Genomic DNA, 19,883 nt, shown 5'->3' with positions numbered 1-19,883 from the left:
CGCCGCGTGCTCACTATGGTCCGCGGCGCTTGGACTGTCGGTCCATGCCGGAAAGCCTGAGCCTCGCAATGATCGGTTCGGCTTCTCAATTAAATAGAATGATATTGAAGGAACGATTTGCCCATGCGCGCGGAAATCGAGACGCTGGTTGACGAAATCCAGCAGGCCATAAGCCTGCTGAGGAGGCATCTTTGACTGGGATCAGGCGATAAAGCGTCTCGGCTATCTCAACCAGAGAGCCGAAGATCCCACACTTTGGAATGATGCCCAGGAAGCCCAGAAGCTGATGCGCGAACGCCAGCAGCTGGAAGACAGCATCAATGGAATCAACCATCTGACGCAGACACTGAACGACAGCATTGAACTCATCGCCATGGGCGAGGAGGAAGGTGACAAGTCGATCATCGAGGACGCAGAAACCACCATCCGCGATCTCAAGGTCGAGATCGATCGACGCCAGATCGACATGCTGCTTTCGGGCGAAGCCGATGCCAACGACACCTATGTCGAAGTGCATGCCGGTGCCGGCGGTACGGAAAGCCAGGACTGGGCGTCGATGCTGCTGCGCATGTATACGCGCTGGGCTGAACGCAACGGCCGCAAGGTCGAGGTAATGGAAGTGCACGAAGGCGAAGAAGCGGGCATCAAGTCCGCAACCATTCTCGTCAAGGGACACAATTCATATGGCATGATGAAGACCGAATCGGGCGTTCATCGTCTGGTCCGCATCTCGCCTTATGACTCCAACGCCCGTCGCCATACGTCTTTCGCGAGCATCTGGGTATATCCCGTCATCGATGACAATATCGACGTGCAGGTCACGGAAGCCGATGTTCGCATTGATACCTACCGCGCTTCGGGGGCTGGTGGACAGCACGTGAATACCACTGATTCGGCAGTGCGTATCACGCATATTGCGACCGGGATTGTGGTGCAGTGCCAGGCGGAACGCTCACAGCACAAGAACCGCGAAAAGGCATGGTCGATGCTGCGCGCTCGCCTCTACGAAGAAGAGCTGAAGAAGCGGGAAGCCGCGACGGACGCGGCGAACGCCACCAAGACCGATATCGGTTGGGGACACCAGATTCGCTCCTACGTCCTGCAGCCTTATCAGCTCGTCAAGGATCTGCGCACCGGCGTTGAAAGCACCAACCCGCAGGAAGTGTTGGATGGTTCCGTCACGCCATTCATGGAAGCCGCGCTTGCGCACCGTATTCAGGGGGGCGGCGAGCTGATCGACGATATCGATTAATCGACCGTCATTTGCATGGCACAAACCCGGCTCCGGCCGGGTTTTTCGTTTCAGAAACTCAGAGTAATGGCTCTATCTGTTTTCCGGCTTTGAGAAAATTGACCGGATTGACTGCGCGTCCGTTTTCACGGACTTCATAATGCAGATGGCTGCCGGTCGAGCGCCCGGAACTGCCTGCTTCGCCGACAGCAACTCCGGCGGCAATCTGCTGTCCATCGCGAACTAGAACGCGGCTCAGATGCGCAAAACGGGTCGAGAACCCATTACCATGATCGATCTCGACCATATTTCCATAACCGCCGAAACGGCCTGCTTTCACGATCTTGCCAGCCGCGGTGGATTTTACGGTCTGGCCGTAGGATGCGCGAAAGTCGATTCCGGAGTGAAAGGCAGCAGTGCCCAGAAAGGGATCACGGCGAACGCCGAACAAGCTGGTTACGGCTTTCCCCGGAGCCGGATTGGCAAGGGGAAGGGCGCTCACACGTTTGCGGACCTGATCAAGCCGATCAAGCGCGCTATCGAGATTTCGCAACTGCATGTCGAAATCATTGACCACTGCGCCGGGCGACGAAACCGGGATAAGCGGTCCGCCCATTGCCACAGATTCACTGCCGGGCGTTTCGATACGCAGTCCGGCGGCGTTCAAGGTGTCGAGAATGCTGTCCGCTTTTTCATAGGCGGCATCTGCCAGCACCCGCACTTTGCCGTTCTGCTCGCTTTCGATCCGATGAAGGTTCTGGTTGATGGTCGCCAGTATCTTGTCAGAGGTTTCAAGCGTTGATTCACCCGAAAGCCCACCGGAAAGACGCAACCCCACGGACCTGGCATCGGCACGGCGATCCGGCTTTCCAGTCGGTGATTTTCCGGGCACAGGGCCGGTAATGATCGGATCGATACCAGGGAAATCGCGTCCGGCCAGAGCTTCATTTGGGATGTACTGGCTATGTTGTTCAACATCCGGGGCCGTTTCAGTCGGCATGTCCGGCATCGGCTGCAATTGTGAAGCCCGTTCCAGCAGAGGTGCAAGTTTGCCGTCGCGCGCACTCAGCGTCTGCTGGCGCTGCATGAGTTCGGCAACCTTGTTTTCCATCACCTGCTGATCGAGCATCTGCCGGCTGGTGATACGGTCAACCTCTGTGCGGAGGGCGGAAATGCGGTCTTCATAAAGTTGCTGGTTGCGGGCATGACGCGCGATGCCAGCGCTCATCAGATCGTCACGAAGAACCAGATAGGCCGTCGCGCCAAGATAGCCAGCCGAGAGAGCGAGAAAAGCGGCACCTCCAAGAACTGTCATCCAGGGGCGCAACGTGAAATGGCTGATCTTTTCGCCGCGCGCAATAATCAGGACAGGCGGTTCCTTGCGTTCCCCGAACACCTTTTTGGTCGATGTTTTCGCCTGATTCCCAGTCATGCCAGCCGCATGCCCCTTCTCGATTCCCTTACCTGATTACAACTTATTAGGGTTAACAGACCTTTACATTTAAGGCTTGCGCGGGCCATGCGGCGGGATTTGTTTTATCGCATGGACTTTCAGGATATGGGTTAGATCGATACCGGAGACAGCGAGCGATAAAAGGAAGGGGTCAACCCCGCTTCGGCGCGTGCCAGTTCGTTGAAGGGCGGTTTCAGGTCGCCGCGAAAATTTGCACGAACCAGTTCCTGAAATCTTGCGACCGGGTCTATTCTGTTGCGCGCGCAGAAGAAACGAAACCATTTTGCGCCCACAGCGACATGCGTTTTCTCGTCATTGTAGATCACGTCGAGAATTGCAGCAGTCTCAATGTCGCCGGTCTCGATCATTTTCTCGAGCAATGACGGTGTCACATCGAGCCCTCGAGCCTCGAGAATAAGCGGCACGACGGCGAGACGCGCTTCAAGGTCGTTGCGCGTTTGGTGCGCGGATTGCCAGAGCCCGTCGTGAGCGGGCATGTCACCATAATCCGCGCCCAAAGACTTGAGCCGGTCGCGCAGCAGCGTGAAATGCCGGGCTTCATCATCGGCCACTTTCATCCAGCCATCGAAGAAGCTGCGCGGTATGGGTTTGGCGGCAAAACGGGCAACGATGTCGAGCGCAAGATCAATGGCGTTCAGCTCGATATGGGCGAGGGCGTGCATCAGGGCGATACGCCCGTGTTCGGTGTTGAGTGACCGCTTCTTCAACATGCGAGGAGGCACAAGTTCGGGTTTTTCCGGTCGGCCGGGACGTTCCGGCAAAGGCGGATCGAGCGGGCTGCGAACCGACAATGTGCGAGCAAACCAGCGAGCGGCGGTTTCTCGTGTCAGTCTGACTTTTTCGTCAAGATCGCTGGCGCATATGGCGCGGATGGCGTTTCCGCGCAATGTCTGATCATAGGATGGCTTGTTTGTCATCGTTCAAAGCGCGCGTGCAGCCTCCAGAACCGCATCGGCATGGCCGTCCACTTTCACCTTGTTCCAGACCTGAGCGATGTTTCCTTTCGCATCGATCAGAAAGGTTGTGCGTTCCACGCCCATATATTTGCGACCGTACATGCTCTTTTCGACCCATACGCCATAGGCTTCAAGTGCTACCCGGTCCTCGTCCGAGGCAAGATCGACAGTCAGCTCATGTTTCTTGCGAAATTTCGCGTGTTTCGTGGCGCTATCGGGAGATAGGCCGATGACGCGAACTCCGATCTTGTCAAATTCCGGCTTCAATCGGGAGAAAGCAATCGCCTCCTTGGTGCAGCCGGAAGTGTCGTCTTTCGGATAAAAGTAAATCACCACCGGCTTGCCTTTAAGGGAGGACAGGGAAATTTCGCCATTATCCGAAGGCAGAATGAAGTTGGGTGCCGGTTCGCCAACTTGGGGATGAGCCATATCTGCGCCTTTCTTTTATGGATTAGGATGGAAACCACCTGTTACAGTCTGAGCTATCGCATTCAGGCAGTCTTGTGCAAGCATTGATGCTGGTGTCGATCGTGACGGCGGTTGAGAAGCGCAAGGCTGTCGGCTCATGCACGCGGCGCGGGTAATAGATGGTTATAAAACAGGTAATTACGATCGCTTGATAAAGCAAATTCTAAGGGATCGTATGGCATGAAACTCTTTTTCTGGCTGGGTTGTTGACAGAGAAACCGCAGAAGATCCGCTTCAGCAAGCGGGAGATGGAAAGAATCGAGCGTCTCGCCGCTGACGGCGAGTGTGGCTTTTTGCCCGGCCCGGCACGTTCGCGCCGCTCCTTTCTGTCGCGCTGTTCCCATGCGGCTTTATCGGTTTGCATCCTTCTTGTTCTCATCGTCGGTGCTGGTTTCGTTATCCTTCGCAGCGGCGTTGACAGCAATCTTTTGCGTGACGAAGCACAGAAAAGCCTGACGCATATTCTCGGAGAAGGCGCATCCGCCTCCATCGGGAGCGCGGCGCTGTCGCTGGATCAGGATAGCCATGTCGCGCTCGAAGCCCGTGATGTGTCGATCGCCGATCCGAAACAGGGCATCGAAATCAGCGGAATCAAATCTGTGCGTCTCGGGCTGGCGCCACTGCCGCTTTTGACCGGCAAGGTGCGTGTCGCCCAGCTTGAAGTCGATGGCGTTTCCTTTGAAATGCCGGAAACGAAGGGGCCGGGCTTTTGGAAATCACTGCCTTACGATGAACGCGGTATTCTCGATTTCGACGCGGTTTCGGGTGAGCTTTTTGCCGCCATGCGCCGCAGCCTTGAGCTTTTGCGCGCGCAGGACACGCATGTCATCGGCATCTTCAACAGTACAGTTGCTTTCAAGGTTGGCGACGAGCAGCAGGTTCTGGATATCGAAGAGGCCCGCCTGATCGAAGAAGGCGGAAAAATCGGCATCAATGGTAGTGTCATCTGGAAAGGCAAGAAAATTGCGCTGGATGGCAAGATTGACCAGCATGCGGACGATAACAGCCTGGCAGGCTTTGAGCTGAATATCCGCGACATTCCCATTGCATTGGGCTCTCCGCCCGAAGTGGCTCCCGTTATAAACGGCAATCGCATCAATCCCGCCCATTTTGAACTGGGGGCATCAGCACGCTTGTCCCTGATGGGGGCCGCAGCAGACGGCGACAAGCCGGAACGTCTTGCGACGGAACTTGCGATTGACGATCTGGATATGCAGCTTGGCAAGGTCGAGGACGTGCGCGGGGGTGTTCGCCTTAATCTCGAGCATACGGTCGGAAGCCGTAAGATCGAGATCAAGTCATCCCGGCTGCGGCTTGGAGGTTTGCAGGCTGAGTTCAACGGTGCTTTTGGGCCGGAGCCTGAAACCGAAAACAATACGGGTGGACCGACATATCGCTTCGAGGTGCTGACCACCTCGGCGACAAGCATGCCCTCTGAATCGACCGATGCGCCGTTGTCCTTCGCAACGCGGATAGCGGGACGCTATATGGCCGATCAGCAACGCATCCAGTTTGCAAATCTTGATGTGCAGACGGAAAACGGACAGCTCTTTGGCCAGGGAAGCATGGCATTCGGCGCCGGTTCGCCGGAAATGATCTTCTTGCTGCGCATTCCCAAAATGCCAGTGGCCGACGCCAAGCATCTCTGGCCTATCGATGTTGCTGATGGCGCCCGTGAATGGGTGCTGAAAAACCTTTTTGGTGGAACGCTCAAGGATAGCCGCATCGATATTTCGCTCGCTGGCGGCCGTTTCAACGGGCCGGGCCTGCCGCCACCGCTGACGGGCGATGAAATCAAGGCCGACTTCAAGGTGTCCGACACGCGTTTCGACGTGGTGGGAGAACTGCCTCCCGTGCGGGATGCCGACGGCGAAATATCGGTCCGTGGGGCCTACACGACGATCAAGCTTTTGAAAGGCGTGGCCTATACGCCGAACAACCGCAAGGTTGATGTGTCTGACGGGACGCTCATCATCCCCTGGGGTCCGCAGCGTCCGGTGATCGCTGAACTGGATCTCGGTGTTTCCGGCGAAGCCGCGGCCATTGCTGAAATTGCCGGGAACAAGCCCATCGACGTCCTGAAGAGCGTGCCTTTTCTGCCAGCAGACGTGACCGGCGATGTGAAATCGCGCGTCAAGGTAAACTTTGCCGTTTCAAAAGACCCGCCGCCCGGCACGCTTCGCTGGAATGCCGATATTGGCTTCACCGACCTCAATATTTCGAAGCCGATAGCGGGGTCGTCCGTGAGCGACGCGACAGGCAGCATCAAGGTCGATCAGTCAGCCGCCAGAATTACCGCCGATGCCATGCTTGACGGGGTCCCCGCAAAGATCAGCCTGATTGAGCCGGTCGATCGCTCCGGTCCGGTCAAGCGCGAGCAGAAGGTCAGGCTGGATATTGACGACAAGACCCGTAACGCGGTCTTTCCGGGACTGAGCTCCGTCTTTTCCGGCCCAATGTCGGTTGATCTCGGCATGGAGGATGGCGGCAAGCGCCACGTGTCCGCCGATCTGGGCAAGACGCAGATCGATCTTCCCTGGCTCGGATGGCGCAAAGGGGCTGGCATACCGGCGAAGGCAACTTTCGATCTGGTCCAGAGCCCGGAAGACAAGAGCAAGATGGACATCAGCAATCTTGTTTTCTCCGGGGATGCTTTCGGCGCCAAGGGCGATCTCTCGCTTGCGAAAGGCGACTTTCAGTCCGCGAATTTCAGCGAGATACGCCTGAACAGAAACGATAGCCTTGCGGTCAAGGCGACCAAGAGCGGCGGCAGCTATCGCGTCAGTGTGCGCGGCTCGCAGTTCGACGCGCGTGCTCTGATCAAGCAGGTTTCGGACCTTGGAGAGAAAGGCGGAAGCGGCAGCAAATCCAGAAATCCACGCGTGATTGTCAGCGCCCAAATCGATGAGGTCGGCGGCTTTAACGGCGAAACGCTGCGTAACGTTAATGTCTCCTATGAAAGCGCTGGCAGCAAAGTTTCGGGCGTATCGGTCAATGCCGTTACATCGTCCGGTGAATCCTTCGTGGCGACGAACAACGATCAGGGCGATGCGCGCTCCATTTCGCTTCAGTCGAACGATGCTGGCGCGGTTCTGCGCTTTTTCGACTTCTACGACAAGATGCGCGGCGGCAAGATCACTGTCGGGCTTGCAGCACAGGGCAATGGTCCATTGCGTGGCCAGATCGATGCGCGCAACTTTGCGATCATCAATGAACCGCGGCTGGCCAAGATCGTTTCCAGCCCTCCACCCGAGGGAGGCACCAGTCTCAATCAGGCGGTGAAACGCGATATCGACGTATCAAGGGTTGACGTTGAGCGTGGTTTTTCGCTGATCGAAAAGGGCAATGGCTATCTGAACCTGTCGAGGGGGGTGGTGCGGGGGCCTGCTGTGGGGACGACCTTCCAGGGAACGCTCTATGACCAGCAAGGCAACATGTCTATCACCGGCACGTTCATGCCTGCTTATGGCGTCAATCGCCTGTTCGGCGAACTTCCTATTGTGGGTGCGCTGCTCGGCAACGGACGGGATCGTGGCTTGATCGGAATTACCTACAAACTTGCTGGCAGCGCCAAGCAGCCCCAGGTGATCGTCAACCCGATTTCAGTCATCGCTCCGGGCATTTTCCGCTCAATCTTCGAGTTTTGATGCAAAAAAACCGGGCGCAGGGCCCGGCTTTGTTCAGTTTATGATCGTCCGGCTCATGCAGGACGGATCAGCACGTGACGCTTCTTGCCCAGTGACAGCTTGATAACGCCCTGATCGTTCAGCGCGCTGGCGTCGACCATCATGCGAGGATCGCTGACCGGCTCGTCATTGATACGCACCGCGCCGCCTTCAACATGGCGGCGAGCCTCGCCATTGGTCGTGCACAGTTCAGCGAGAACCATCAACGCCAGAACGCCGATGCCGCCATTCAGCGTTGCCTTGTGAACGCCGACCGTCGGGAGATTTTCCGACAGTTCGCCATCCTCGAAGGTCTTGCGCGCTGTTTCCGCAGCTTCCTCGGCTGCGTCACGACCATGCAACATGGCTGTTACTTCGGTCGCGAGGATTTTCTTCGCCTCGTTGATTTCAACACCTTCAAGAGCGGCTAGCTTGGCGATCTCGTCCAGCGGAAGCGTCGTATAGAGCTTCAGGAAGCGCTCAACATCGGCATCTTCGGTGTTGCGCCAGTATTGCCAGAAATCGTAGGCGCTAAGCATTTCGGCGTTCAGCCAGATCGCGCCGCCAAGCGACTTGCCCATCTTCTGGCCCGATGCTGTCGTCAGCAGCGGCGAGGTGAGGGCGTAGAGCTGTGGCGTTCCCATACGGTGACCGAGATCGATACCGTTGATGATGTTGCCCCACTGATCCGAACCGCCCATCTGCAGGCGGATGTCGTGACGCTTGTTCAGTTCCACGAAATCGTAGGCCTGAAGGATCATGTAGTTGAATTCGAGGAATGACAGCGACTGCTCGCGGTCGAGGCGCATCTTCACCGAATCGAACGAAAGCATGCGGTTGACCGAGAAATGACGGCCAACATCGCGCAGGAATTCCAGATAGTTGATGTTGCGCAACCAGTCGGCATTATTGACCATCAGGGCGTCGGTCGGGCCATCACCAAAGGTAAGGTAGTTGGCAAAGACACGCTTGATGCCGGCGATGTTCTCGGCAATCGTATCCTCGGTCATCAGCTTGCGGGCCTCGTCCTTGAAGGACGGGTCGCCAACCATGCCGGTGCCGCCGCCCATCAGCGCGACGGGCCTGTGGCCGGTCTGCTGGAGCCAGTGCAGCATCATGATCTGGATCAACCCGCCCGCATGAAGGCTCGGAGCCGTAGGATCGAAGCCGATATAGGCTGTCACGGTTTCCTTGGCCAACAATTCGTCGAGGCCACTTTCATCGGAAATCTGATGAATGAAGCCGCGCTCGGAAAGCGTGCGAAGAAAATCGGATTTGAAACCGGACATTCCTTTTCCCTGACTGGTAAGGCGAGGTTGAAACTGGCCGCAAGCGGCTGCCTGCATCCATGTGATAAGTCCGCCTTTAGCACCAATCAACCGCCAATAACAAGGAAACTCCCGAATTGGCGGGTTGCGAACCGGTAATTTGGCTTCAATGTTGCGCTGTGTTCGAAAACAGATTGAGCACAATGACCCCGGCAATAATCAATCCCATGCCAAGCACTGCGGCCAGGTCGAGCTTTTGTCCGAAGACGAGCCAGCCGATCAGCGCAACGAGCGTCACGCCTATTCCAGACCAGACCGCATAGGCGATGCCGACGGGAATGCTCTTCAAAGTCAGGGAAAGAAAATAGAAGGCCAGCCCATAAGCGACGACGACGATGAGGGATGGTCCCAGCCGGGTAAAGCCTTCGGATGCCTTGAGGCTGAGCGTTCCGATGACTTCGGACACGATGGCAATGGCGAGGATAGCATAAACCGGCATGTCAGGCTCGCGAGCTGGATGTGAAAGGACGAATCATTTGAGGGCAATGACAGCATCGCATGAAAAATCCGGCGGGAGACCCGCCGGATAAGACGCTGCAAATCTGGAAAGCGACTTGCCGGATTGTTTTTCAGCGAAGGCGCTTCGGACGCGCTTCCACCAGTTCGCCAGCCAGACGGCGATCGAGATATTCGGCGCAATCCTCGATGAGTTCATCGCCCTGACCAGTGAAAAAGTGGTTTGCGCCCGCAATCGTGGTCTGGGTGATCGTGATGCCCTTCTGGGTCTTCAGCTTGTCGACCAGAGCCTGCACGTCCTTTGGCGGCGCAACCTTGTCATTATCACCATGAATGATGAGGCCGGACGACGGGCAGGGCGCCAGGAAGGAGAAATCGTAGGTGTTCGGCTGCGGGGCGACCGAAATGAAGCCTTCGATTTCCGGGCGGCGCATCAGGAGTTGCATGCCGATCCACGCGCCGAACGAATAGCCGGCAACCCAGCATGTCTTGGAATCGGGGTGAAGCGCTTGAACCCAGTCGAGCGCGCTCGCCGCATCCGACAGTTCGCCCGCGCCATGGTCGAATTCGCCCTGGCTGCGTCCAATACCTCGGAAGTTGAAGCGCAACGTGGTGAAGCCGCGCTGCTGGAACATGTAGAAAAGATCATAGACGATCTTGTTGTTCATCGTTCCGCCGAACTGCGGATGCGGATGAAGGATAAGCGCGATCGGAGCATTCTTTTCTTTGGAAGGCTGATAACGACCTTCAAGGCGTCCGGCAGGGCCGTTGAAAATGACTTCTGGCATGTGTACTCCGCTCGTAACGGGAAGGCCGGACTTCAGCGGCGAAACTTGACGTCTTTGGATGCCGCTTCTAGAACCGGTTTGAAATTTCGACAGACTGAAAGCGAGTTTCAGTTCCTATGGGGGCTTAATAGGCTTTTCTTGATTGAAAATTCAAGAAAATTGCGCTTCCAGAATTTTGTTTAGGAGATAGGTACGGTGAACGGGAGCGGCAAGAGGCTCTATCTGGATTATAATGCCAGCGCTCCGTTGCTCGATAAGGCGCGGGATGCAGTCATCAACGCGCTCGGCATTACCGGAAACCCGTCTTCCGTGCATCGCGAAGGCCGCGCCGCACGCGCGCTCGTTGAAGCTGCGCGCCGCAGTGTGGCCGCACTCGTCAACGCACGTCCTGACCATGTTTTTTTTACATCGGGAGCAACGGAAGCCGCTTCGACACTGCTGACGCCGCACTACATGATGGGACGTTCGCCGGTTCGTCTGTCACATCTTTATGTAAGCGGCACGGAACATCCCTGCATGTTGTCGGGAGGTCAGTTTGCAGCCCAGGACGTCACGGTTCTGCCGGTGGACGCAAACGGCATCGTGGAACTTGATTCCTTGAGGGCGGTTCTTGATCGTCACGACAAAAGTCAGGGGCTTCCGCTTGTCGCGATACAAGCGGCCAATAATGAAACGGGCATCATCCAGCCGATTGCGGAGATCGCTGCCACCGTGAAGGCTGCCGGCGGCGTTTATATCGTCGATGCGGTTCAGGCAGCAGGGCGGATTAAATTAGATATTACAAATAATTGCGGAGATTATTTCATAATTTCCTCGCACAAGATTGGCGGACCAAAGGGTGTCGGCGCAGTTATCGCCATATCCGATCTTATGATGCCGCGCGCGCTCGTTCGCGGTGGAGGTCAGGAGAAAGGGCACAGAGCGGGAACCGAAGCGCTGCCGCTGATTGCCGGTTTTGGAGCTGCGGCCGATGTCGCCAAGGCGCGGCTGGATAGCGATGGCTGGTCCCCCGCGATGCGGGACCGGCTGGAAACGGGGCTGACTGCGATTGCTCCAGACGCGGTGATTTACGGCAGGTCGGTTGATCGTCTGCCGAATACGACGTTCTTTTCCCTGGAGGGGCAGAAGGCCGAAACCGTGCAGATCGCATTTGATCTTGGCGGGGTCGCTCTTTCAGCAGGGTCGGCCTGCTCGTCCGGCAAAGTCGGTCCGAGCCACGTGCTGTCCGCAATGGGGCACGGAGACAGTCTCGGGGCCATCCGCGTCTCACTTGAGCCAACAGCAACGCCCGATCAGGTCGACGCGTTTCTCGAAGTTCTTCGCAAGATCGTTGAGCGCCGCGCGAAAAGAGCCTGATCGCAAGCTCAAAATTGAAATGCTGAAGCGGGGCCGCAGATCATCTGCGAGTACGCGATTTTACCACGTATTTTTTTAAGTTGATTGTTTTAATCGCATTTTTTCGGGCAAATTTGAACCCGGCGCTTGAAATTCAGTTTAGAGAGGTTTTAAAGAAGGGTCACGCACACTATATCGAGACGGTAACCAAGACTATTATCGCCTTGACGTTTGCAACTGTCGGGCCTTGACCCCGACGAGGATGGAGAACGCCGATGCCTGCAGTGCAGGAGACCATTGATCAGGTCCGCGGCCTTGACGTGGACCAGTACAAGTATGGCTTCGAGACGACGATCGAAGCCGAGAAGGCTCCCAAGGGCCTGAACGAAGATATTATCCGCTTCATTTCCGCCAAGAAGAACGAGCCGGAATGGATGCTGGAATGGCGTTTGAAGGCCTATGAACGCTGGCTCACCATGGAGGAGCCGACATGGGCGCGCGTCGATTATCCGAAGATCGATTTCCAGGACGCATATTATTATGCGGCGCCGAAAAACCAGTCCGGCCCGAAGTCGCTCGATGAAGTCGATCCGGAACTGCTGAAGACCTACGAAAAACTCGGCATTCCGCTGCGCGAGCAGGAGATTCTGGCTGGTGTGCGCAAGCAGGGCGAGCCGAGCGAAATCGACGGTAATCCGTCGGACAATGTTTATGCGTCGGGCCGCGTTGCGGTTGATGCCGTGTTCGACAGCGTCTCCGTGGTTACGACCTTCAAGGAAGAACTGTCGAAGGCGGGTGTTATTTTCTGCTCGATTTCGGAAGCGATCCGCGAACACCCTGAACTCGTACAGAAGTATCTGGCGTCCGTCGTTCCTGTTTCGGACAACTATTATGCGACGCTGAACTCGGCTGTCTTTACGGATGGTTCGTTTGTTTATGTTCCGAAGGGCGTTCGTTGCCCGATGGAGCTTTCGACCTACTTCCGCATCAACGAGAAGAACACCGGCCAGTTTGAACGGACGCTCATCATCGCCGATGAAGGCGCCTATGTTTCCTATCTGGAAGGCTGCACCGCGCCGCAGCGCGACGAAAACCAGCTGCACGCGGCTGTCGTTGAGCTGATTGCGCTCGAAAACGCCGAGATCAAGTACTCGACGGTCCAGAACTGGTTCCCGGGCGACAAGGACGGCAAGGGCGGCATCTATAATTTCGTCACCAAGCGTGGCGATTGCCGTGGCGACAATTCCAAGATTTCGTGGACGCAGGTTGAAACCGGCTCGGCAATCACCTGGAAATATCCGTCCTGCATTCTGCGCGGTGACAATTCGCGTGGCGAGTTCTACTCGATTGCCGTTTCGAACGGTCATCAGCAGATCGACTCTGGCACCAAGATGCTGCACCTCGGCAAAAACACGTCGAGCCGCATCATTTCGAAGGGTATTTCGGCTGGCAAGTCGAACAACACCTATCGCGGACAGGTTTCTGCCCATCGCAAGGCAGAGAACGCACGTAACTTTACCCAGTGTGACTCGCTCCTGATCGGCAATGATTGCGGCGCACATACCGTGCCGTATATCGAGGCAAAGAACGCCACGGCGCAGTTCGAGCACGAGGCAACCACCTCCAAGATTTCGGAAGACCAGCTGTTCTACGTGATGCAGCGCGGCATTCCGGAAGAGGAGGCCATCGCTCTCATTGTCAACGGCTTCGTGAAGGAAGTCATTCAGGAACTGCCGATGGAATTTGCCGTGGAAGCCCAGAAGCTTATCGGCATTTCGCTTGAGGGCAGCGTCGGTTAACCGACGCGCCCATTCCATCTCGCATCAGATTTTCTGGCCAGCCTTTTCCTGGCATTAGAACAAGGTTTACATTCATGCTTGAGATCAAGAACCTCCATGCAAAGATCGCCGACACGGATACCGAGATCATCCGTGGTCTGAACCTCACCGTGAACAAGGGTGAAGTTGCTGCGATCATGGGTCCGAACGGTTCGGGCAAATCGACGCTTTCCTATATCCTCGCCGGTCGCGAGGACTATGAAGTCACCGAAGGTGACATTCTCTATAATGGCGAGTCGATCCTCGATCTCGACCCGGCGGAACGCGCCGCCAAGGGCATTTTTCTGGCATTCCAGTACCCGATGGAAATTCCGGGCGTTGCCACGATGGAATTCCTGAAGGTTGCGATGAACAGCCAGCGCAAGGCGCGCGGCGAGCCGGAACTGAAGATTCCGGAATTCATCAAGCGCGTGAAGGACGCCGCCGGCGGCCTAAACATCGACATGAACATGCTCAAGCGCCCGCTTAATGTTGGCTTCTCGGGCGGCGAAAAGAAGCGCGCTGAAATTCTTCAGATGCAGCTTCTGGAACCGAGCCTCTGCGTCCTCGACGAAACCGATTCCGGTCTCGACATCGATGCGCTGAAGATCGTTTCGGAAGGCGTGAATGCCCTGCGTTCGCCAGATCGCGCCGTGGTCGTCATTACGCACTATCAGCGTCTGCTCGAACATATCGTTCCAGATAGCGTGCACGTGCTGTACAAGGGCCAGGTCATCAAGTCCGGCGACAAGAGCCTCGCGCTGCATCTTGAAGAAAATGGTTATGCCGACGTAATCGGCGAAGCTGCCTGAGGAGGGATGGATCATGAATATCCAGACCGCCCCAGCTTCAAAGCCGCGAACGCCGGCTGAAAGCGCGCTGATCGACAGCTTTGCCGACCGTATGGGCGACCTGCCGGGCAATGGCGATGTTGTCGTTGCACGTGATGCGGCGCTTGAATCGCTCAAGGAAAACGGCATTCCGTCACGTCGCGTCGAAAGCTGGCACTACACGGATTTCCGTACGCTTCTGAAAGGCGTGGCGCCCTTCGACACTTCAGCGGGAACGCAGGCCCTGCCTGCGCTCATCGCAGGGTCGTCGATTGTTGCCGCAAGCAACGGCGTTGCGCTTGGTGCGAATGCGCCTGGAGGCGTGTCGCTGACGCCAGTCCGCGAAGCGCTGGCTGATGGCTCGCTCGTCACGCAGCTCCGGTCGCGCGGCTTCGACGATACGATTGGCCAGATCAATGCTGCCTATGTGAGCGATGGCTGGATGGTTTCGATTGCCGATGGCACCGAACTGGAGGCTCCGCTGGAGCTCCAGAATATCCAGAAGACCGGACAGGGACACACGCGTTTCCCGGTTCGCATTGGAGCTAATGTCAAGGCGACGATTGTGGAGCGTCAGAATGGCGGCGAGGGCGATGCCTTCTCCACTTCTGTCAACCACGTAACCGTTGGCGACGGCGCCGAGATTCTCTGGGTTATCCTGCGTGATTTCGGTCAGGCAACGCAGCTTTCGCAGTTCAATGCGACGATGGGCAAGGGCTCCCGCCTGACGCTTTACGTCATCAATGCGGGCGGCAAGCTGGTGCGTCAGGAAGTCCACGTCAACGTTGCCGGAGAAGATTCCGACTTCGAACTTCGCGGCCTCAATCTGCTGGCTGACGACAGCCATACCGACGTGACCATGACGGTGGGCCATCTGGTGGAGAACACCCGTTCGACCGAGATCGTCCGCAATGTGGTCAAGGACCGTGCGCGCGGTGTCTTTCAGGGCATGATCCGCGTTGCGCAGATCGCTCAGAAGACCGACGCCCGCATGGCCTGCAACACGCTGCTGCTGTCGGACGATGGCGAATTCGATGCCAAGCCGGAACTCGAAATCTTCGCGGATGATGTGGCCTGCGGCCATGGCGCGACGGTTACGGAACTGTCGAAGGACTATCTGTTCTATCTGATGGCCCGCGGCATTCCGGAAAACGAGGCACGCGGCCTGTTGATCAAGGCATTCATTGCCGAGATTATCGAAGAGCTGGAAGACGAAACGCTGGTTGAGGCACTGGAAGAAGTGCTGTCCAACTGGCTCGCCAGCCATGCCTGATTGATTGAGGCGGAGCGTTTGAATGCGCTCCGCCTTTTCCTGCCGGAACGGCAAGAGGAACGATCATGGACCAGAAGAATCCGCTGATTGCGGCTTATGACGTCGAGGCGATCCGCCGGGACTTTCCGATTCTTTCGCGAGAAGTGCATGGCAAGCCGCTCGTCTATCTCGACAATGGCGCATCGGCACAGAAGCCACAGAGCGTCATCGACGCGGTTGCTCACGCTTATTCCAACGAATATGCCAATGTTCATCGCGGACTGCATTTCCTGTCGAATGCGGCAACGGACGCCTATGAAAAATCGCGCGAGACGGTACGCCGCTTCCTGAACGCCAGTTCGGTTGACGAAATCGTCTTTACGAAAAACGCGACAGAGGCGATCAACACGGTCGCCTATGGTTATGGCATGCCGAACATCGGTGAGGGGGATGAAATCCTCCTGTCGATCATGGAGCATCACTCCAACATCGTGCCGTGGCATTTCATCCGGGAAAGGCAGGGTGCGAAGCTCGTCTTCGCGCCGGTGGACGATGAAGGCATCTTCCATATCGAAGAATTCGAGAAGCGCCTGACGGATCGCACCAAGCTTGTCGCGATCACGCATATGTCAAATGCGCTTGGAACGGTGACGCCGATCAAGAAGATCGTGGAACTTGCCCATGCGCGCGGCATTCCGGTGCTGGTCGATGGCAGTCAGGGTGCTGTGCACCTGCCTGTCGATGTGCAGGATCTGGGCTGCGATTGGTATGTCTTCACCGGCCACAAGGTTTACGGCCCATCCGGCATCGGCGTGCTTTATGGTCGCGCGGAAATGCTGGAAAAGATGCGGCCCTTTCAGGGCGGCGGTGAAATGATTGAGGAAGTGACGGAAGAAAACGTCACCTATAATCATCCGCCGCACCGCTTCGAGGCCGGTACGCCGCCAATCGTTCAGGCGATCGGTCTGGGTGCTGCGCTTGAATATATGGAAAAGATCGGCCGTCACGCGATCCTTGCTCACGAGGAGGACCTGCGCGATTATGCTCATGAACAGCTCGGGCGGATCAATTCCTTGCGGATTTTCGGCAATGCCCCCGGCAAGGGAGCCATCATCTCATTTGCACTTGAGGGCATTCATGCTCATGACGTGTCAATGGTGATCGACCGGGCCGGGGTGGCAGTGCGTGCGGGAACGCATTGTGCGCAGCCGCTCTTGAAACGCTTCGGCGTCACCTCTACATGCCGTGCATCCTTCGCCCTGTATAATACCCGCGCTGAAGTGGATGCATTGGCGGAAGCCTTGGAAAAGGCAAGGAAGTTTTTCGGATGACCGATATGGAACAGAAAGTTCAGGACCAGACCGCCTTTTCTGCCTCTGCCATTCCGCAGGAAGAACTCCTGCGCATGACGGATGACATCATTGCGGCCCTGAAGACGGTTTATGATCCAGAGATTCCAGCCGATATTTACGAACTCGGCCTTGTTTACAAGATCGATATTGGAGACGATCGTACTGTCAAAATCGAAATGACGTTGACGGCACCTGGCTGCCCTGTTGCGGGCGAAATGCCAGGCTGGGTCGAGAACGCGGTCGGCGCAGTCGAAGGCGTTTCGATGGTGGAAGTCACCATGACCTTCGATCCACCATGGACGGCGGACCGTATGTCCGAAGAGGCGCAGGTGGCCGTTGGCTGGTACTGAAATCAGTCCTTCTATCCCGAAGTTGCGATGATTCGGGATAGAACGTTCAAAAGCCGGTTGTTTTGGAATAATGCAGTGTTTGTTTGCCGCAGCAGGCCTGAAGCAGTCCGGCAACGCCTCCTAATGCCATAGCAAATGAAACCAGTCCCTGTCCGCCCTTGAAGGGCAGGGTAACGGTCGCGCTTAGAAGCTTCCATGATCGGCTGAGAAGTTTGGATGGAAGCTGCTTGATTGCCTGCCAGCGGTTTGCCCTATACAGGAGTGCGAATTCACTCGCATTATGGTCTCGGTTTCGACGGAAGTGGTAAGAAAAACTTATTCTGCAGCACGGAACAGTTTCATAGACAATTGCGTCGGGCGCCCACCCTGTCCTGGCACCAAGCTCTTTGGCCTGCAGCCAGAGGTTCCAGTCCTCTCCACCTGTCAGACCCAAGCGCGAATCAAATCGTAACCCCGTTTTTCGAAAGAAGTCGAGCTTTCCCATCCTGCTACCTGTCGCCACCTTGATAGTGTCGGCCTCGTTTTCCTGCCACTTCTTTCGCGCACGCAATTCAGCTTTAACGCTATTTTTTTCCACGCCGGACCAGATCAGGCTTTGCCACATATTCAGTTGCGGCTTGAATGGCTTTGGCCGTACCGGTGAGCCGAGGATATCGAGATCCATTCGTTGCTGCTCGGCCAGCAATTGCTTGAACCAATCAGGCTCGACAAACTCGTCATCGTCTACAAATACAAGAAAATCCGCTCCGGCCTGTTCAGCGAAATCAAGCGCGCAATTGCGCGCATGGGAAATACCGATGCGCGTTTCGAGCAGATAAAGCACCGGGTATGGATAAATTTGGGATCGAATTGTGGCAAGCCAGCTATCCAATGTACTGACCGCATTGTTCTCGACAATCAGAAAATCTATTTTAACGGAATCCGGGAAATCCATATTGGATAACGACAAATAGAGATTCGCAAGCATTTTTGGTCTATTGCGCGTAACTGTCGATATAACAATACTGTATTTTTCCATGTAAATCTGTATTTTACTGTATTAAAATATACTTGAATAACAAATATATGACAAATAAACTTTACTAATGCGGTTAAATTTAGGCGGGTTTAACAAGCGCAACTACGCAAATCCGGCTTAATGAGTCAACGCAACCGGCAGAAAGAAGCTCGAAGCTAGAATTCGGCAATCAGAAACGTCGGCGCTTTGGAGAATCGTCTGAACACCCTACAGGCGTGGTGCAAAAATACGCAGAGATAGGTTAGAGGAAGCCTGTTAGAACAATATCCTCCATCAAGAGGATTTTTGGTGCCCCCAGAGAGACTCGAACTCCCGACCCCCTGATTACAAATCAGGTGCTCTACCAACTGAGCTATAAGGGCACTTGCGCCCGATTAGCACAAATGCAGCGACTGTAAAACGAAAATTCGTCGCAAGCAGGTCATGGCAACCGGGTTTTTCCTGTGATAGCCAATAGCGGGTTGGGAAAACAGTGGCAGACTTGTCAGAGTTGAGCCAGATTCGGGACTGTAAATATGGAAGATAAATCGCTCGCGCTGCATTTTCTGTCATCAGGGACCGAAGAATCACTTCTCGCACAAAAGGATCTGGTGGCTCGTTACGGCCATGTGGCAGCCGAGGACGCCGACATCATTGTCGCGCTCGGTGGTGACGGAACCATGCTGCAGGCGCTGCGTGATTTCATGAGCAGCGGCACGCCGATTTATGGCATGAATCGCGGTTCCGTCGGCTTTCTCATGAACGAGTTCAGTGTCGACGATCTGCCAGCCCGCATTCTGGCCGCGCAGATGGAAACCATTCGGCCGCTTGTCATGGTCGCGGAAACCGAGTCCGGACAATCGTTCGAGGCGTTGGCGATCAACGAAGTTTCCCTGTTCCGCCAGTCTTATCAGGCCGCCAAGATCAGGATCACGATCGACGGCAAGGTGCGGCTGGATGAACTCGTTTGCGACGGTGTGATGGTAGCAACGCCTGCGGGCTCCACCGCTTACAATCTCTCGGCGCAAGGCCCGATTTTGCCACTTGAGGCGCCTCTTTTGGCGCTGACTCCGGTAAGTCCGTTTCGTCCGCGTCGGTGGGGTGGAGCGCTGCTGCCCAAGCATGTGACCGTTCGTATGGATCTGCTGGAAACCGAAAAGCGCCCTGTCAACGCAGTCGCGGACAATAATGAAGTCAAATCGGTCCGCTCCGTTACGGTGCGGGAAGCGCCGAACAGCCAGGTCGCCATTCTTTTCGACCGCAATCATTCATGGGATGAACGCATCCTGACGGAACAGTTCAGGCATTAGCTCCGGCAGGAAAACGGCGCTCGACTTGAGCAGTGCCGATTGCTTTTTAGCTTTTGATAATTTTTGAATAAATTCATCCATGTTCCACGTTGATTTCGACAGTAACAGCATGATTGAAGCAATTTGATATCTTTCGATGGTATTTTAGTTGACTTTTGCACGCTGTAGACGTAGGCGATGCTGCAAGAAGACGCATATTGCGTTGCAGACGCCTTATTCTGCCTTGGTTCCTGCGCCCGATGACGCGGCTGCAATGACAGGATGGGTGGAAACC

At 55.9% G+C, this 19,883-nt stretch carries 16 protein-coding genes and 1 tRNA gene; 9 read left to right on the top strand and 8 right to left on the bottom strand.

Translation table 11 applies throughout. The features are described from left to right. Positions 1-123: 123 nt before the first annotated feature. Positions 124-1,252 (top strand): peptide chain release factor 2 gene (gene prfB, locus F9K78_RS06250; protein ID WP_121982617.1). Its coding sequence is split into 2 segments (ribosomal slippage): positions 124-192 and positions 194-1,252, totalling 1,128 coding nucleotides; the frame shifts between segments, so codons are not numbered across the junction. 58 nt (positions 1,253-1,310) lie between these two features. Here the strand turns inward: prfB and F9K78_RS06245 are convergent. The 3 genes from F9K78_RS06245 to bcp form a co-directional block, all read right to left on the bottom strand. Next, complete coding sequence (locus F9K78_RS06245; protein ID WP_121982618.1) at positions 1,311-2,663, bottom strand: M23 family metallopeptidase; 1,353 nt, start codon at positions 2,661-2,663, stop codon at positions 1,311-1,313. Positions 2,664-2,794: 131 nt separating this feature from the next. Beyond that, the gene (locus tag F9K78_RS06240; RefSeq protein WP_121982619.1) at positions 2,795-3,622 is read right to left on the bottom strand and encodes a ferritin-like domain-containing protein; all 828 of its coding nucleotides are present in this window, start codon (positions 3,620-3,622) and stop codon (positions 2,795-2,797) included. Positions 3,623-3,625: 3 nt separating this feature from the next. Then, entirely contained in the window at positions 3,626-4,090 is a 465-nt protein-coding gene (gene bcp, locus F9K78_RS06235) for a thioredoxin-dependent thiol peroxidase (protein ID WP_121982620.1), read from the bottom strand. A 287-nt stretch (positions 4,091-4,377) separates the two neighbouring features. On the opposite strand from bcp, the gene F9K78_RS06230 reads away from it, so the two are divergent. Beyond that, positions 4,378-7,776: an AsmA family protein gene (locus F9K78_RS06230; protein WP_122066431.1), complete on the top strand. Its 3,399-nt coding sequence runs from the start codon at positions 4,378-4,380 to the stop codon at positions 7,774-7,776. A 53-nt stretch (positions 7,777-7,829) separates the two neighbouring features. On the opposite strand, the gene tyrS is transcribed toward F9K78_RS06230, so the two are convergent. The 3 genes from tyrS to F9K78_RS06215 all read right to left on the bottom strand — a co-directional run bounded on the left by tyrS (position 7,830) and on the right by F9K78_RS06215 (position 10,366). Next, complete coding sequence (gene tyrS, locus F9K78_RS06225) at positions 7,830-9,083, bottom strand: tyrosine--tRNA ligase (protein ID WP_121982621.1); 1,254 nt, start codon at positions 9,081-9,083, stop codon at positions 7,830-7,832. A gap of 145 nt (positions 9,084-9,228) precedes the next feature. Then, on the bottom strand, positions 9,229-9,561 hold the full coding sequence (locus F9K78_RS06220; RefSeq protein ID WP_121982622.1) for a DMT family transporter: 333 nt from the start codon (positions 9,559-9,561) through the stop codon (positions 9,229-9,231). A 130-nt stretch (positions 9,562-9,691) separates the two neighbouring features. Then, positions 9,692-10,366: an alpha/beta hydrolase gene (locus F9K78_RS06215; RefSeq protein WP_121982623.1), complete on the bottom strand. Its 675-nt coding sequence runs from the start codon at positions 10,364-10,366 to the stop codon at positions 9,692-9,694. Between the two features lie 195 nt (positions 10,367-10,561). Here F9K78_RS06215 and F9K78_RS06210 point away from each other — a divergent pair, with 195 nt between their 5' ends. From F9K78_RS06210 to F9K78_RS06185, 6 genes are all read left to right on the top strand, one after another. Next, positions 10,562-11,722 carry a cysteine desulfurase family protein gene (locus F9K78_RS06210; RefSeq protein ID WP_121982624.1) on the top strand — a complete coding sequence of 387 codons (1,161 nt, stop codon included), beginning with the start codon at positions 10,562-10,564 and terminating at the stop codon, positions 11,720-11,722. Positions 11,723-11,976: 254 nt separating this feature from the next. After that, positions 11,977-13,500, top strand: coding sequence for a Fe-S cluster assembly protein SufB (gene sufB / locus F9K78_RS06205; RefSeq protein WP_121982625.1), 1,524 nt, complete (start codon positions 11,977-11,979; stop codon positions 13,498-13,500). Positions 13,501-13,574: 74 nt separating this feature from the next. Further along, complete coding sequence (sufC, locus tag F9K78_RS06200; protein WP_121982626.1) at positions 13,575-14,330, top strand: Fe-S cluster assembly ATPase SufC; 756 nt, start codon at positions 13,575-13,577, stop codon at positions 14,328-14,330. A 13-nt stretch (positions 14,331-14,343) separates the two neighbouring features. Then, complete coding sequence (gene sufD / locus F9K78_RS06195; RefSeq protein WP_121986059.1) at positions 14,344-15,621, top strand: Fe-S cluster assembly protein SufD; 1,278 nt, start codon at positions 14,344-14,346, stop codon at positions 15,619-15,621. Positions 15,622-15,686: 65 nt separating this feature from the next. Next, entirely contained in the window at positions 15,687-16,931 is a 1,245-nt protein-coding gene (locus tag F9K78_RS06190) for a cysteine desulfurase (RefSeq protein WP_121982628.1), read from the top strand. Further along, positions 16,928-17,302 carry an SUF system Fe-S cluster assembly protein gene (locus F9K78_RS06185; RefSeq protein ID WP_151682101.1) on the top strand — a complete coding sequence of 125 codons (375 nt, stop codon included), beginning with the start codon at positions 16,928-16,930 and terminating at the stop codon, positions 17,300-17,302. The genes F9K78_RS06190 and F9K78_RS06185 overlap by 4 nt, the downstream gene beginning before the upstream one ends. A gap of 46 nt (positions 17,303-17,348) precedes the next feature. Here F9K78_RS06185 and F9K78_RS06180 read toward each other — a convergent pair whose 3' ends face one another. Both F9K78_RS06180 and F9K78_RS06175 read right to left on the bottom strand, forming a co-directional pair. Continuing rightward, positions 17,349-18,320, bottom strand: a complete 972-nt coding sequence (locus F9K78_RS06180) for a glycosyltransferase family 2 protein (protein ID WP_122066429.1) — start codon at positions 18,318-18,320, stop codon at positions 17,349-17,351. Between the two features lie 286 nt (positions 18,321-18,606). Further along, positions 18,607-18,682: transfer RNA gene (locus tag F9K78_RS06175), tRNA-Thr, on the bottom strand. A 153-nt stretch (positions 18,683-18,835) separates the two neighbouring features. On the opposite strand from F9K78_RS06175, the gene F9K78_RS06170 reads away from it, so the two are divergent. Next, entirely contained in the window at positions 18,836-19,609 is a 774-nt protein-coding gene (locus F9K78_RS06170) for an NAD kinase (RefSeq protein ID WP_021585095.1), read from the top strand. Positions 19,610-19,883: the final 274 nt, after the last annotated feature.

The sequence above is a fragment of the Brucella pseudintermedia genome (genome assembly GCF_008932435.1).
Taxonomy (GTDB): Bacteria; Pseudomonadota; Alphaproteobacteria; order Rhizobiales; family Rhizobiaceae; genus Brucella; species Brucella pseudintermedia.
Note: the sequence above shows the minus strand (reverse complement) of the source record. Positions and strands in the feature narration are given on the sequence as shown.

What these genes read in the sequence shown, in the direction of transcription:
- F9K78_RS06245 (WP_121982618.1), bottom strand. Translation starts at nt 2,663, where the DNA reads ATGACTGGGAATCAGGCGAAAACATCGACCAAAAAGGTGTTCGGGGAA.
- F9K78_RS06240 (WP_121982619.1), bottom strand. Translation starts at nt 3,622, where the DNA reads ATGACAAACAAGCCATCCTATGATCAGACATTGCGCGGAAACGCCATC.
- bcp (WP_121982620.1), bottom strand. Translation starts at nt 4,090, where the DNA reads ATGGCTCATCCCCAAGTTGGCGAACCGGCACCCAACTTCATTCTGCCT.
- F9K78_RS06230 (WP_122066431.1), top strand. Translation starts at nt 4,378, where the DNA reads ATGGAAAGAATCGAGCGTCTCGCCGCTGACGGCGAGTGTGGCTTTTTG.
- tyrS (WP_121982621.1), bottom strand. Translation starts at nt 9,083, where the DNA reads ATGTCCGGTTTCAAATCCGATTTTCTTCGCACGCTTTCCGAGCGCGGC.
- F9K78_RS06220 (WP_121982622.1), bottom strand. Translation starts at nt 9,561, where the DNA reads ATGCCGGTTTATGCTATCCTCGCCATTGCCATCGTGTCCGAAGTCATC.
- F9K78_RS06215 (WP_121982623.1), bottom strand. Translation starts at nt 10,366, where the DNA reads ATGCCAGAAGTCATTTTCAACGGCCCTGCCGGACGCCTTGAAGGTCGT.
- sufB (WP_121982625.1), top strand. Translation starts at nt 11,977, where the DNA reads ATGCCTGCAGTGCAGGAGACCATTGATCAGGTCCGCGGCCTTGACGTG.
- sufC (WP_121982626.1), top strand. Translation starts at nt 13,575, where the DNA reads ATGCTTGAGATCAAGAACCTCCATGCAAAGATCGCCGACACGGATACC.
- sufD (WP_121986059.1), top strand. Translation starts at nt 14,344, where the DNA reads ATGAATATCCAGACCGCCCCAGCTTCAAAGCCGCGAACGCCGGCTGAA.
- F9K78_RS06190 (WP_121982628.1), top strand. Translation starts at nt 15,687, where the DNA reads ATGGACCAGAAGAATCCGCTGATTGCGGCTTATGACGTCGAGGCGATC.
- F9K78_RS06185 (WP_151682101.1), top strand. Translation starts at nt 16,928, where the DNA reads ATGACCGATATGGAACAGAAAGTTCAGGACCAGACCGCCTTTTCTGCC.
- F9K78_RS06180 (WP_122066429.1), bottom strand. Translation starts at nt 18,320, where the DNA reads ATGGAAAAATACAGTATTGTTATATCGACAGTTACGCGCAATAGACCA.
- F9K78_RS06170 (WP_021585095.1), top strand. Translation starts at nt 18,836, where the DNA reads ATGGAAGATAAATCGCTCGCGCTGCATTTTCTGTCATCAGGGACCGAA.